The organism is Lampropedia cohaerens (assembly GCF_001005215.1).
GTDB classification, from domain to species: domain Bacteria; phylum Pseudomonadota; class Gammaproteobacteria; order Burkholderiales; family Burkholderiaceae_C; genus Lampropedia; species Lampropedia cohaerens.
Window position 1 is genome coordinate 30,100 of sequence record NZ_LBNQ01000041.1, and the last position, 12,598, is coordinate 42,697.

Below are 12,598 nucleotides of genomic sequence, written 5' to 3' on the forward strand. Positions count from 1 at the left end.
GCGATTGTCACACAAGGCAGGACCGCGCAGGCTGGCGTTATGGCAGGTCTGCCACAGCAACCGGATCGACGTCCCGGCGCGGTCCGATGGACTCGCCAAGGCGGGCATGCAGCGTCTGCGGCTTGCCGCTGAGAATGGCGCCGTACACGGTCGCGTTGGCCAGCACCTTCTGCACATAGTTGCGGGTTTCGTTGAACGGGATGTTCTCGGCCCAGATGGCCGTCTCCAGCACCGGGCCATTGCGCCAGTTGCGCGGGCGGCCTGGCCCGGCGTTGTAGGCTGCAGCGGCCAGCGGCATGGAGCCGGAGAATTCGTCCAGCGCCAGCTTGAGATAAGCGGTGCCGATGGTGATGTTGGTGTCCTTGTCGTTGATGTCGCTGGCCTTGAAGTCGCTCAGGCCGATCTTGCGGGCCGTCCATCGCGCGGTGGCGGGCATGACCTGCATCAATCCTGACGCGCCGACACTGGAGCGTGCGTCCATGATGAAGCGGCTCTCCTGGCGGATCAGGCCATAGACATAGGCGGGGTCGAGGTCGATCTGGGCTGAGCGGGCGACCACCGCTTCCCGGAACGGCATAGGGTAGCGCTGGGCAAAGCTCATGAAGGCCTTGGTGCGCTCACTGGTGTTGATGCAGCGGTCCCAGACTTGCTCCTGGCAGGCCAACTCGGCCGCAGCCAGCAGCTCACGGTCGGCCATGCCACCGGGCTGGTGCAGGTTGGTGGTGTAGTTCCACTCGCGCACGCCCTCGCTGCGCAGCCCTGCGCGGATTGCGTACAGGCTGCGTTGCAGCCCTGGATTGTTGCGCGCGCGTGCCATTTCCGCTTGCGTCAGCGCCGCAGGTTCAGGCGGGACCTGAATGGTGCCACCCAGCGCGTGGTAGGCCAGCTGCTCGTAAAAGCCCGTCAGTCCTGCAATGCTCTGGAGAATGGCCTGCGCGCGGGTCTGGTCCTCGGCGTTGCCGGCTGCCTGCAGCGCGCGCGCGCGCCAGTAGGCCCAGGTGGGCGATGCCTGATCCGAGGCGCTCATGGCGTCGATGGTTTGGGCTACCTGCTGCCAGTGGCCGGCACGCAGGGCAACGCGCACCTTCCAGTGCTGTTGCTCGTCAAGCAGGTTGCGGTCGTCTTCGACGCGCGCGAAGTACGCAGGCGCATCAGGCGAGAGGCGGATGCCGGCCCAGCGGCCAATGGCACCCCAGACGAAGTCGCGCTCGGCAGCGCTCAGGCGCGAGCCCCAGCGCGCATCCATCAGTTCGGCAGCGGCGACGTGGTCGGCAGCCGCCAGCCGTGCCAGTGCCAGCGGCACCAGGGCGCGGCGGGCCGGGTCGGTGGGCGTGGCGCTATGGTTCAGAAAGGCGGCGGCCTTGCCCATGGCATTGGCCACATGCCGCAGCGATTCGGGTGCCACGATGGCCACGGCTGAGCGCACGACCGCAGCGCGGTTGTAGTGGGCGCCGATGCGGGCGCGCTGCCAGATGGCATCGGCCTGGATGCGCCCGTCCGCATACAGTTCGCTGACCGCGTGAGTGCAGCCGTCATCGGCGTTGCGCTGCCCCCACCACAGTGACAGCAGCTGCTGCGCGATGGTGGCCGGTGCCTGGCCCTGAATGTCCTGAATCAGCAGTTCGTAGCACTTGACCTGCGGATCGTCCTGCATGCGAAAGTCCGCCGCATAGTGGCTGAATTCAGCCCATTGTCGGCGCTCACCGAGCAGCAGCATCCAGTCATTGCGCAGCCGGTCCTCGTAATAGGTGCCCTGCCATCTGGCGAGAAAAGCGTCAATCTCCTCGCGCTGGGCATCGCGCAGGCGGTTGTTCAGCTCCCAGTAGGCACCCCAGCCCTCGAGCGTGTGGCCACGTGCCTGCGGCAGCAGCTGCGCCAGTCGCGCGCGGTCCTTGGCAGCGTAGGCCTGTCGCATCTCCAGGATGATGCGGTCGTCCTCCTGCGCAGAGGGCGCAGCAGTCTGCGCGTGCGCGGCGGCGCAGGCCAGCGCCAGGCAGGCGCAAAGTGATGTCAGAATGGAAGGCAGTCGCATGCTTGGGATTATCAAATGGACAAAGCCACGCTGAGAAAAAGGCTGGTGCAGCAGCGGGTCAATATGGCTGCGCGCGCCGAAAAGAATGCCCGGCTGCAGCAGGTCATGCGGTTCTGGCTGGTGGACCGCCCCGAGCTGGTGATCGGCGCGTACTGGCCCATCAAGGGAGAGTTCGACCCGTTGCCAGCGCTGCACCGCTGGAAAGAAGATGGTGAGCTGCTCGATGACCCGCAGATGCGCCGCATCGCGCTGCCGGTGGTGGACAAGCAGTCGGGCACGCTGCGCTTTCACGCATGGTACCCCGGTTGTCCGATGGAGGAGGACGCCTATGGCATTCCCAAGCCGAAGGACACGGAGATTCTCGAGCCGGCGCTGCTGTTCGTGCCATGCGTTGGCTATGGGGCCGGGGGCTACCGCTTGGGATATGGCGGGGGCTTTTACGACCGCACGCTGGCACAGCTGCAGCCCCGGCCTTTCACTGTCGGGCTGGGCTATACGGAAGGGTTTGTGGTGGATTTCGAGCCCGAATCACACGACGTGCCACTGGACGCCATCCTCAATGACAATGGGGTGGTCTGGCCGGTGTGAAAAGAGCGTGCGCAGGTTCCTGGCGCGCAGCCGTTCGTAACGGTCCAAGCCCCACCGAGGAGATGCAGCCATGTCCGAAAGCCTGACCCTTTACATCGGCAACAAGAACTACTCATCCTGGTCGATGCGGGCCTGGGTGCTGTTGCGCCAAAAGGGGATCGCGTTTCGCGAGGTCAAGGTGCGCTTTGACAGCTTTGCCGCCGATTCGGAGTTCAAGAGGATCATCCGAGCCATCAACCCCACGGGCACGGTACCGGTGTTGGTCGACGGCAATCTGGTCATCTGGGATTCGCTGGCCATCGCGGAATATGCCGCCGAGAAATATCCCGCACTGGGTCTGTGGCCGTCTTCCGCGGCGCATCGCGCGCGGGCGCGCAGCATCTGCGCCGAAATGCACGCGGGTTTCGCCGCCCTGCGCAGCAGCTGCCCGATGAACATCGAGGCGGATCTGCACATCGCTGGCGCGATCGCTTGGCGCGACAACGCGCGGCTGCGGCAGGACGTGGCTCGCCTGGAAGCGATGTGGGGCGAGCTGCTGCGCGTCCATGGCGGGCCCTTCCTGTTCGGCGATTTTTGCGTGGCAGATGCGTACTTCGCGCCGGTGGTCATGCGGCTGCTGCGCTACGCCTTGCCGGTTGGCGAGGCGACGCGGCATTACATGGACACCGTATGCGCCACCAGTGCCGTGCAGCAGTGGGTGGCAGATGCGTTGAACGAGCATGACTTTCGCCCATTCGAGGAACCTTATCGCATGCAGGGCAGCACGTCATGAAGGAGGCGGTCAAGTCGCAAGTGCAAGGTCCAACCATTGCGCTGGCGCCGCCGGCGCAGGTCTATCTGGTGGGCGGCGCGGTGCGCGATCGGCTGCTGGGGCGACCTGTGCACGACCGTGACTGGGTGGTTGTTGGCGCCACGCCGCAGCACCTGCTCGATCAGGGCTTCGTGCCGGTAGGCAAGGACTTTCCGGTATTCCTGCATCCCGACACGCACGAGGAGTACGCGCTGGCGCGCACCGAGCGCAAGAGCGGCAAGGGCTACAAGGGCTTCGCCGTGTATGCCAGCCCCGACGTCACGCTGGAGCAGGACCTGGCGCGGCGCGACCTGACCATCAATGCCATGGCTGAGCGCGTGCTGCCCGACGGGCGCATCGAACACATTGATCCGTTTGGCGGCGCGCACGACCTACAGCACAGGCTGCTGCGCCACGTCACCGAGGCGTTTGCCGAAGATCCGCTACGCGTGCTGCGCGTGGCCCGCTTTGCCGCGCGCTTTGGCGACTTTACCGTCGCTCCCGAAACCATGGCTCTGATGCGTACGATGGTGCAGTCGGGCGAACTGGACCAGCTGGTGCCCGAGCGCATCTGGCAGGAACTCGCCCGCGGTTTGATGGAGCCATATCCGGTGCGCATGTTCGAAGTGCTGCAGACCTGTGGTGCGCTGCCGGTCCTGTTGCCGGCATTGGCGCAGGCCATGGCATCGGGCGATATTGCGCACAGCCTGCCGATGCGGGCACTGACACTGGCGGCTGCAAGCCAGGCGCCGCTTGCAGTGCGCTATGCCTGTGTGTTCTCGCAATGCGAGGAATCCGGGCTGGAGGCGGTGGCCCAGCGCCTGAAGACACCGCTGGATGCGCGGGAGGTAGCGGCAGTGCTGGTGCGCGAGCAGGCAACCCTGGCGCGGGCCGAGGCACTGTCCGCACAGGCCTGCATGCAACTGCTGGAGCGTTGTGACGCGCTGCGCCGGCCGCAGCGCTTTGCGCAGGTGCTGTGGGCCAGTGCCTGCGTCGAGGTGGCGCGCAGGCAGCCGGACGCGGCAGAGGCGCTGGCGGTGCAGCTTCACCCCGCGCGCCAGCGCATGCTGGAGGCGCTGGCCGCGACCCAGCAGATCGATCGCCAGGCCATCACCCGCCAGGCGCAAGAAGACGGCTTGCGGGGGCCGCAGATGGGCGCACGTATCCGCGCGGCCCAGATCACCGCCATTGCAGCGGCGAAAGTCCCGCAGCCTACATACCCAGAATCGGCACCAGCGACGCCACCAGCAGCGCCGCCATCACCCGATTGAAGGCACGCATGCGGCGTGCACTGCGCAGCCAGTGCCGCAGACCTACGCCAAACCATGTCCACACGGAAATGCTGGGAAGATTGACCGCGCCGGCAATCAGGGCAGCCAGCGCCAGTTGCAGTGCGAATGGGCCGCTGGGAATATAGAGCGCCACCACGCCCAGGATCATGGCCCACACCTTGGGGTTGACCCACTGGAATGCAGCCGCCTGCCAGAAGGACAGCGGTCGGTCGGTCTCCGGCGCGGACGCCGCCGGGGCAGCGGCGAGAGAAGTGGGGGCAGTGGCAGTGCGCCATGCCAGGTGCAGCAGATAGGCGCCGCAGGCGAGCTTGAGTAGCGTATGCAGCAGCGGCCAGCGCACGAACATCTGGCCAGCGCCCATGCCCACCACCAGCAGCATGGCCATGCAGCCGGCACTGATGCCCAGCATGTGCGGCACGCTGCGGCGAAAGCCATGGCGCAGGCCGGAACTCGCCAGCATGATGTTGTTGGGCCCCGGAGTGATGGAGGAGACAAAGAAGAAAGCGGCCATTGGCCACCAGGTGGCGAGTGTGTTTTCCATGCTGTGAACAAGCGAGAGGAGGATGCAAGGGAAGGGCTGCGCAACGCAATGGGCACTGTAGGACTGGTTGCCTGTACAGTACCGGTACACTTCACCAATTAATTCATTAGCTGTATTGGTTATCTGCCATGGCAACTATCCGCGTCGATGCTTTCGTTGCGCCGCAGCGGGATGCAGACCAGTCACTGGTCGCGCAGCTCGTGGCCATGGTCCGCCACCGCATCGAACTGTTGGCCTTGCGTCCGGGCAGCAGGCTGCCGTCGATCCGGGCGATGGCGGACCATCTTGGCGTCAGCCGCTTCACGGTGGTGGAGGCGTACGAGCAGCTCTGCGCGCAGGGCTGGCTGCAGGCGCGCCGTGGCGCAGGCTTTTACGTGGCAGCGCGGGCTGTACCGCATGATGGCAACGCGCTGGCGGTGCCCGCAGAGGGAGGGCAGGGAGAACGCGCAGCCGCGCCTGCCGATGCCGCGCAGCCACTGGATGTGCGTTGGCTGCTTGAGAACACGTTACGGGAGATGGGCGGCGTTGGCACTTTGCGGCCGGCATCTTCGGCACTGCTGCCGGGCGACTGGCTGGATGCAACCATGCTTGCCGAGGCCACCCGCAGCGTGGCGCGCGTGCCGCACGCGTCGCTGCTCGGTTATGGCTCGGCACAGGGGTACTTGCCATTGCGCCGCACGGTGGCCGAGCACCTGGCATCGGTAGGCGTGCCGGCCGATGCACAGCGCAATCTGGTGCTGACCAGTGGCGTCACGCATGCAGTCGACCTCGTGCTGCGGGCACTTACCCGTCCCGGCGACACGGTACTGGTAGAGGATCCCGCGTGGTTTCTCGTGTTTGGCCGGCTGGCGGCAGCCGGTGTGCGCGTGCTGGGCGTTCCGCGCACGCCGCACGGGCCTGATCTGCAGGTGCTGGAGCACCTGGCGCGCTCCTGGCGGCCACGTCTGTTTCTTGTCAACAGCGTGGTGCACAACCCGACCGGACACAGCCTGTCACCACGCACTGCCCATGCGCTGCTGAAGCTGGCGCAGGAGCACGATTTCTACGTGCTGGAAGATGACACCTACGCCGACTTGCATCCGGGCGGTGCCATCCGCCTGGCGGCGCTGGACGGGCTCGAGCGCGTGTTGCTGACATCGGGCTATTCCAAGACGCTGGCGGCAGGCCTGCGCGTGGCCTGGCTGGCAGGCGATGCTGCGCTGATTGCGCAGATCACCGACGTGAAGCTGCTTTCGGGATTGACGACGCCGGAGCTGCCCGAGCGTGTCGTACATACGGTGCTGGGTTCCGGCCAGTATGCCCGGCAGGTGCAGCGCGTGCGCCAGCGTGTCAACGAAGCGCGCGTGCAGCTGCTGGCCTTTCTTGCCGAATTGGGCTACGGGGTCGCGCAGCCGCCTGCGGCGGGCATGTTTGTGTGGCTGGACTGTCGGCAGGACAGTGAGCAGCTGGCGCGCCGCGCCGTACAGCGGGGGCTGGTGCTGGCGCCGGGCCGGCTGTTCTCACCGTCACAGGCGCCCAGCACGCATGTGCGCATCTCCGTTGCCGCCGCGCAGGAGCCGCATACGCTGGCTTTGCTACGTCAGGTGCTGCAGTCGCGCTGACCGAGCCCGCACATGCGCTTTCAGCCGACAGGGCATGGCGGATAGCGGCTAGAGAATGCGGGTCGGAGCGCACGGCTTTGTGCGAGCGTGCACGCCATGGGTAACAAGGAGTAGCGCCATGCGACTGAATGTGGGATGTGAACTGGAAATTCAGGCTGATGCCGATTGCCCCATCGTGGCCATGCTGCGTCCGCGCAGCGGTCAGGCGTAGTGGCTGCACAGCGAGCGCTATGCCTTCAGCCCCTGGGTGCGCACGACCGAGCACATTGATGGCTTCGGCAACCTGTGCCAGCGCCTGGTGGTGCCGCAGGGCAGCATGCAGATCAGGGTTGAGGCGGTGGTGGAGACCGATGAGCGCGTGTCCATCGACCACGACGCCCCGGCCGACCTGATCAGCCAGTTGCCCGAGGACGTGCTGCAGTACCTGTTGCCCAGTCGCTACTGCCCTTCTGACAAGGTATGGGAGCGCGCACGCAACGTCGCGGCCGATCTTCCGCCTGGCTACGCGCAGGTGGAGGCCATCCGCCACTGGATCAATGAAAACATCGAATACCGCTACGGTACCAGCGATGCCAGCACGGATGCTCTGGAGACGCTGGCCAAGGGGGTGGGCGTATGCCGTGACTTTTCCCACATCGGCATCTCGCTATGCCGCAGTCTGCAGATTCCGGCCCGGATGGTGGTGGGCTATCTGCATACACTTGAGCCGATGGACCTGCATGCGTGGTTCGAGGCCTTTCTTGGTGGGCGCTGGTACACGTTCGATGCCACGCAGTCGGATGCCCGGGGCGGGCGGGTGGTACTGGGCTACGGACGTGATGCCGCGGACGTTGCATTCATCACGAATTACGGTCCGTTGGAGACCACCCAGATGCGTGTCTGGGTCAACGAGGTGGCGAGCGATCGCCTCGCTGGACCAGATCAGGCATCGTCATGAGGGTTCGCCTTGGCGCGGCTTGCGCCCGCGCCCGGCCAGTGCCCGGTCGAACAGCCAGTTGGGAAGCACACGCAGCAGGCGTGCCACCCAGGCCATTTGCCAGGGGATGACCACATGGCTGCGCTGCGCGGCGATGGCGCGTACGGCACGCGCGGCGAAGGCATCGGCCTCAATGAGAAACGGCATGGAAAAGGGGTTCTTGGCCGTCATGGCGGTTCTGACAAAGCCCGGGTTGATGGTCACGACGGCCACGCCCGAGCCGCGCAGGTCGCCGCGCAGGCTCTCGCAATACGCGATGGCGGCGGCCTTGCTGGCACAGTAGCCGGCATGGCCGGGCAGGCCCCGCACGCCAGCGACACTGCCAATGCCCACCAGCGTGCCGCTGCCACGCGCGCGCATCGGTGCAATGAACGGGATGAAAGTGGCAGCCATGCCAAGGTTGTTGGTACGCCAGATGCTGTGCATGGCCTCCAGGTCTTCCCAGGTGGCCGTGTCGATGCCGTGACTGATGCCGGCACTGGCAATGACGACATCGGGCAGTCCCTGCTCGGCCAGACAGGCCTGTGCGGCGCTGCGGATGCTTTCAGGCTGCGCGACATCGGCGGCGTAGATGTGGCATTGACCTGCATCCAGACCCTGGGCGCGACGCCAGTCGGTCAGGACTTCGCCGCGGCGCGCGACCAAGGCCAGGCGCCAACCCTGCTGCGCATACCGCGCCGCCAGTGCCTGGCCAAGCCCGCTGGAGGCGCCGGTAATGAAGGCCAGCGGCGCGTCGGCACGTGCTGGGGCTGCGGAGGGGTCGGTGGGGCTGGGCATGGATCTTCAGCGGTTGGGAGCGGTGGTGCTGCCGGGCTGCAGGGTGGTGCGCACGCGTCCGTCCAGCGTCATGGTCTGGCTTTTGCGGTCGTAGGTCAGGCGTTCACCGGTCATGCGGTCACTGCCGCGCATCAGTTGCACGGGCAGGTCGCTGCGCACACGCTCCTCCTGCGGCCAGAGGTACAGCTGTTCGCCGCGGAATTCCAGGCGCGGCGTGTCCCCTGTCGCCTGCTGGATGATCACGGCGTTGCCCCTGAGCTGCAGGTGCGAGCCATCGCCATTGCTGGTGCCGGTGTCTGCGGTGGCAGTGATGACGCGCCCGTCCTCGGTGAAGATGCGCGCGCGCAGCACATCCACTTGCAGCGTGTCATCGAGCGGATAGTGGCGCGCCTGATCGCCAAACAGCTCCAGCGTCGGGCGTCCATCGGGCGTATAGCTGCGCACGGCAAAGCGGTGGATGCGGTAGTCCGGCTCGTCGGGCTGGACTTCGACGGTAGGGGCATCGTCCGCCGCCTGCTCGGTGCGCAGCAGCCAATAGGTGGCCAAGGCCAGCAGTGCCATCACTAGGGCCGGTGCATAGACCGTCAGTTTCTCGAGCCGGTAACGCAGGCCGCGACTGGCATGGTTCATGGCTGCAACCGGTGCGCATCGGGCGCGTTGAGAGCCTGCTGCAGCAAAGCACCATAGAGGCCGTGCGCACTGAGCAGCAGATCGCAGAGCTCACGCACCGCACCCTGGCCGCCGCCTGCCTGCGTGACGTAGTGCACGCGCGTGAGAACCTCGGCATGCGCACCGGGTGGCGCCGCCGCAAATGCTGTGCGTGTGAGCACGGGCAGATCGGGCCAGTCGTCCCCAATGGCGGCGGCCTGGTGCCATTGCAGTTGCAGTTGAGCAAGCAGGCTTTCAGCGGCCGGCAACTTGTCCTCCGTGCCGAATACGGCATGCTGCACGCCCAGCGCGGCCAGCCGCACCCGCAGCGCAGGGCTGTCGCGCCCGGTGATGACGGCAGGGGTCACGCCCGCCTGCATGAGCAGCTTGATGCCGTGGCCGTCCAGGGTGTGAAAACGCTTGAGCTGCTCACCCTCCGGGCCGAAGTACAGGCTGCCATCCGTCAGCACGCCATCGACATCCAAAAAGAGCACACGCACCGGTACCGCGCGCTCAAGCAGGCAGTGGGTAAAACGCTGGGGGAGTGCGATGGCGGGCATGACTGGTGTGGAAGCGGGAGACGAAACGGCGGATGGCCGCTCAAATGACCTTGGCGCGCATCAGATCGCCCACATGTAGGGCGCCCACAAGCGTGCCGTCGGCCTCGGTGACCAGCAAGCAGGTGATGCGGTGGCGCTCCATCAGCTCTGCGGCCTGTGTTGCCAGTGCATCGGGCGCGATGGTGAAGGGGTTGGCGTGCATCAGATCGCCAGCCGTGACGGCACGCAAATCCTGACCGGCTTCGATGCAGCGGCGCAGGTCGCCATCGGTGAACACGCCAAGCAGGCGGCCCTGCGCGTCGGTGATGGCGGTGGCGCCCATGCCTTTGGAGGATATTTCGTGCATCAGGGTGGCAAACCCGGCGTCGGGCGGAACCCGGGGAATATCCTGGCCGCTGCGCATCACGTCCCGCACATGGGTCAGCAGGCGCCGGCCCAGTGCCCCGCCCGGGTGCGAGCGGGCAAAGTCCTCGGCGCGAAAGCCGCGAGCATCCAACACGGCAATGGCCAGTGCATCCCCCAGCGCAAGCTGCACGGTGGTGCTGGATGTTGGCGCCAGACCCAGCGGGTCGGCCTCCTGCGTGACATGGCTGTCGAGCACGACGTCCGCGTGGCACGCCAGCGAGGAGTGGACGCTCCCCGTCATTGCGATGATGCGCGTACCCAGCCGCTTGATGACCGGCAGGATGCTGACCAGTTCCTCGCTTTCGCCACTGTTGGAGATGGCCAGCACGACGTCAGCAGCGGTGACCATACCCAGGTCGCCGTGGCTGGCCTCGGCGGGATGGAGAAAGAACGCCGGCGTTCCGGTGGAGGCGAGCGTTGCGGCGATCTTGCGCCCGACATGACCGCTCTTGCCCATGCCGGTGACGATGACCCGCGCCGGTGTTTGCAGGATCATCCCCACGGCCTGCACGAAGGCGTCGTCAAGCCGGTCATGCAGGGCCTGCAGCTGTGCAATCTCGATCAGAATCGCCTGACGGCCTATGGCCAGTGCCTGCTCTGGCACGACAGCGGGGGAGGGCGGTGTCACAACTTCGATCATCAGGCGATTCTAGTGCGCTGCTGCCTCAGCAGGCGGCAATGGCCGGGCACTTGGCGCAGGTGCTACACGCCGCGCCTTGGCAAGCCAGCCGTGCAACGTTTAGCGTAGCCAGCGCATCACGTCCTGCGCGGCGGCCTCGTCAGGCTGGTGGGCCGCGAGAATCTCCTTGGCCAGCGACTTGCCCAGTTCGACACCCCACTGGTCGAAGCTGTTGATGCCCCACAGACGGCCCGCCACAAAGGTGCGGTGTTCATACAGTGCGATCAGCGCGCCGACGGAGGCCGGATCCAGCCGGTCCAGGACCAGCATGGTGCTGGGGCGATTGCCGGGACAGTGCTTGTAGGCCGGGCCATCGTGCTTGCCAAATGTCAGCGCGCGTGCCTGCGCCACCGCGTTGGCCTGCAGGGCGCGGTGCTGTGCGGCGGTGCCGAGTCCGTGTTCACGCAGGACGATGAACTCCACCGGGATGACTTGCGGTCCCTGGTGAATGAGCTGGAAGAATGCGTGCTGGCAGTTGGTGCCAGCCTCGCCCCAGATGACAGGGGCGGTTGCCAGCGTGATCGGGTCACCATTCCAGTCGCAGCCCTTGCCGTTGCTTTCCATCTCCAGCTGCTGCAGGTACGCGGGCAGACGGCGCAGCCCGTGGCTGTAGGGTGCGATGCAACGTGTGGGAAAACCGTGGAAGTTGCGATACCAGATATCCAGCAATGCGAGTTGCACGGGAAGGTTGCGTGCGACGGGGGTCGTTCGGAAATGCTGGTCCATCGCGTGGGCGCCAGTCAGCAGGGCGCGAAAGTGCTGCGTGCCAATGGCAATCGCAATTGACAGGCCGATGCTCGACCACAGCGAGAAACGCCCACCCACCCAGTCGGCGAAGGGGAAGATGGTGGTGATGCCGAAGGCATTGGCAGCCTGGGCATTGCTGGTCATGGCGACGAAGCGGCGCGAGAGCAGCGCGCGCAGCGCATCGGGCACGTCATCGGGCAAGGGCTGAACGCCCTGCTGCTGCGCCTCCGGTAGCACGTAGCCGTGCGCGGCGAGCAGCCAGGCGCGCGCCACCTGCGCATTGACCATGGTCTCAGCCGTGCCAAAGGATTTGGAGGCCACAAGAAACAGCGTCCGAGCGGGGTCAAGGCCACGCAGGGTCAGACCCAGATCGTCGCCATCCATGTTCGAGACGAAATGGATGCGTTTGCCCGCAGTCCGGTAGGCCTCCAGCGCCTGCACAACCACCGCTGGCCCCAGGTCCGACCCACCAATGCCGATGTTGACGACATCGGTGATGCTCTCATCCAGACGCACCTGCTCGGCATAACTGAGAAATGCATCCTGCGAGGCCTGCACGTTCATCAGTGCCTGGGCCATCGCCGGGTGCTCCGGCGCAAAGCCCGGAGGGCAGCGCAGCAGCACATGCCATGCAGCGCGCCCCTCGGTGGTATTGAGTGGCAGCCCACTGAACAGGGCATCGATGGAGGCTTGCAACTGGCATTGCTGTGCCAGTGCATTGAGCAACTGCAGGGTGCTTGCATCCAGCAGGTTGCGCGAGAAATCGGCCCGCACGTGAGGTGCCTCAATGGCCATCTGCGCAAAGCGCTGCGGCTCTGCCTGCAGGGCCTGACGCACATCGAAATGGCGGCCTTGCGTCTCGAAATAGCTTTGCAGGTCGCGCCAGGCCTGTGTCGTATCGCAGCGCGGCGTTGCCAGAAATGCGGGGCCCGAAGAAGTCGATGTCGTCATGGTCATGCAGC

General features: G+C 66.0%; 12 protein-coding genes. 5 read left to right on the forward strand and 7 right to left on the reverse strand.

The window, feature by feature from the left end; all coding sequences use genetic code 11:
• Positions 1-37: 37 nt before the first annotated feature.
• Complete coding sequence (locus tag AAV94_RS13580) at positions 38-2,032, reverse strand: lytic transglycosylase domain-containing protein (RefSeq protein ID WP_046742758.1); 1,995 nt, start codon at positions 2,030-2,032, stop codon at positions 38-40.
• A 15-nt stretch (positions 2,033-2,047) separates the two neighbouring features.
• Between AAV94_RS13580 and AAV94_RS13585 the strand changes: the two genes are divergently transcribed.
• The 3 genes from AAV94_RS13585 to AAV94_RS13595 all read left to right on the forward strand — a co-directional run bounded on the left by AAV94_RS13585 (position 2,048) and on the right by AAV94_RS13595 (position 4,681).
• A complete protein-coding gene (locus AAV94_RS13585) occupies positions 2,048-2,620 on the forward strand; it encodes a 5-formyltetrahydrofolate cyclo-ligase (RefSeq protein ID WP_046742759.1) in 573 nt (190 codons plus the stop codon).
• A gap of 70 nt (positions 2,621-2,690) precedes the next feature.
• On the forward strand, positions 2,691-3,392 hold the full coding sequence (locus AAV94_RS13590) for a glutathione S-transferase family protein (RefSeq protein ID WP_046742760.1): 702 nt from the start codon (positions 2,691-2,693) through the stop codon (positions 3,390-3,392).
• On the forward strand, positions 3,389-4,681 hold the full coding sequence (locus tag AAV94_RS13595; RefSeq protein ID WP_084824942.1) for a hypothetical protein: 1,293 nt from the start codon (positions 3,389-3,391) through the stop codon (positions 4,679-4,681). The genes AAV94_RS13590 and AAV94_RS13595 overlap by 4 nt, the downstream gene beginning before the upstream one ends.
• Here the strand turns inward: AAV94_RS13595 and AAV94_RS13600 are convergent.
• Entirely contained in the window at positions 4,623-5,243 is a 621-nt protein-coding gene (locus tag AAV94_RS13600) for a LysE family translocator (protein WP_046742761.1), read from the reverse strand. The genes AAV94_RS13595 and AAV94_RS13600 overlap by 59 nt on opposite strands.
• A 128-nt stretch (positions 5,244-5,371) precedes the next feature.
• On the opposite strand from AAV94_RS13600, the gene AAV94_RS13605 reads away from it, so the two are divergent.
• Together AAV94_RS13605 and AAV94_RS13610 are read left to right on the forward strand one after the other, a co-directional pair.
• Positions 5,372-6,844: an aminotransferase-like domain-containing protein gene (locus AAV94_RS13605; RefSeq protein WP_046742762.1), complete on the forward strand. Its 1,473-nt coding sequence runs from the start codon at positions 5,372-5,374 to the stop codon at positions 6,842-6,844.
• Between the two features lie 247 nt (positions 6,845-7,091).
• Positions 7,092-7,781: a transglutaminase-like domain-containing protein gene (locus AAV94_RS13610; protein WP_231731437.1), complete on the forward strand. Its 690-nt coding sequence runs from the start codon at positions 7,092-7,094 to the stop codon at positions 7,779-7,781.
• On the opposite strand, the gene AAV94_RS13615 is transcribed toward AAV94_RS13610, so the two are convergent.
• The 5 genes from AAV94_RS13615 to pgi form a co-directional block, all read right to left on the reverse strand.
• Positions 7,776-8,597, reverse strand: a complete 822-nt coding sequence (locus AAV94_RS13615; protein WP_046742763.1) for an SDR family oxidoreductase — start codon at positions 8,595-8,597, stop codon at positions 7,776-7,778. The two genes, AAV94_RS13610 and AAV94_RS13615, sit on opposite strands and share 6 nt — an antisense overlap.
• 6 nt (positions 8,598-8,603) lie before the next feature.
• Entirely contained in the window at positions 8,604-9,227 is a 624-nt protein-coding gene (lptC, locus tag AAV94_RS13620) for an LPS export ABC transporter periplasmic protein LptC (protein WP_046742764.1), read from the reverse strand.
• Positions 9,224-9,805: a KdsC family phosphatase gene (locus AAV94_RS13625; RefSeq protein WP_046742765.1), complete on the reverse strand. Its 582-nt coding sequence runs from the start codon at positions 9,803-9,805 to the stop codon at positions 9,224-9,226. Before AAV94_RS13625 ends, lptC begins: the two co-directional genes overlap by 4 nt.
• 40 nt (positions 9,806-9,845) lie before the next feature.
• A complete protein-coding gene (locus tag AAV94_RS13630; protein WP_046742766.1) occupies positions 9,846-10,850 on the reverse strand; it encodes a KpsF/GutQ family sugar-phosphate isomerase in 1,005 nt (334 codons plus the stop codon).
• 99 nt (positions 10,851-10,949) lie between these two features.
• Positions 10,950-12,593, reverse strand: coding sequence for a glucose-6-phosphate isomerase (gene pgi / locus AAV94_RS13635; protein ID WP_231731438.1), 1,644 nt, complete (start codon positions 12,591-12,593; stop codon positions 10,950-10,952).
• Between the last annotated feature and the right edge of the window lie 5 nt (positions 12,594-12,598).

What these genes read in the sequence shown, in the direction of transcription:
- AAV94_RS13580 (WP_046742758.1), bottom strand. Translation starts at nt 2,032, where the DNA reads ATGCGACTGCCTTCCATTCTGACATCACTTTGCGCCTGCCTGGCGCTG.
- AAV94_RS13585 (WP_046742759.1), top strand. Translation starts at nt 2,048, where the DNA reads ATGGACAAAGCCACGCTGAGAAAAAGGCTGGTGCAGCAGCGGGTCAAT.
- AAV94_RS13590 (WP_046742760.1), top strand. Translation starts at nt 2,691, where the DNA reads ATGTCCGAAAGCCTGACCCTTTACATCGGCAACAAGAACTACTCATCC.
- AAV94_RS13595 (WP_084824942.1), top strand. Translation starts at nt 3,389, where the DNA reads ATGAAGGAGGCGGTCAAGTCGCAAGTGCAAGGTCCAACCATTGCGCTG.
- AAV94_RS13600 (WP_046742761.1), bottom strand. Translation starts at nt 5,243, where the DNA reads ATGGAAAACACACTCGCCACCTGGTGGCCAATGGCCGCTTTCTTCTTT.
- AAV94_RS13605 (WP_046742762.1), top strand. Translation starts at nt 5,372, where the DNA reads ATGGCAACTATCCGCGTCGATGCTTTCGTTGCGCCGCAGCGGGATGCA.
- AAV94_RS13615 (WP_046742763.1), bottom strand. Translation starts at nt 8,597, where the DNA reads ATGCCCAGCCCCACCGACCCCTCCGCAGCCCCAGCACGTGCCGACGCG.
- lptC (WP_046742764.1), bottom strand. Translation starts at nt 9,227, where the DNA reads ATGAACCATGCCAGTCGCGGCCTGCGTTACCGGCTCGAGAAACTGACG.
- AAV94_RS13625 (WP_046742765.1), bottom strand. Translation starts at nt 9,805, where the DNA reads ATGCCCGCCATCGCACTCCCCCAGCGTTTTACCCACTGCCTGCTTGAG.
- AAV94_RS13630 (WP_046742766.1), bottom strand. Translation starts at nt 10,850, where the DNA reads ATGATCGAAGTTGTGACACCGCCCTCCCCCGCTGTCGTGCCAGAGCAG.
- pgi (WP_231731438.1), bottom strand. Translation starts at nt 12,593, where the DNA reads ATGACCATGACGACATCGACTTCTTCGGGCCCCGCATTTCTGGCAACG.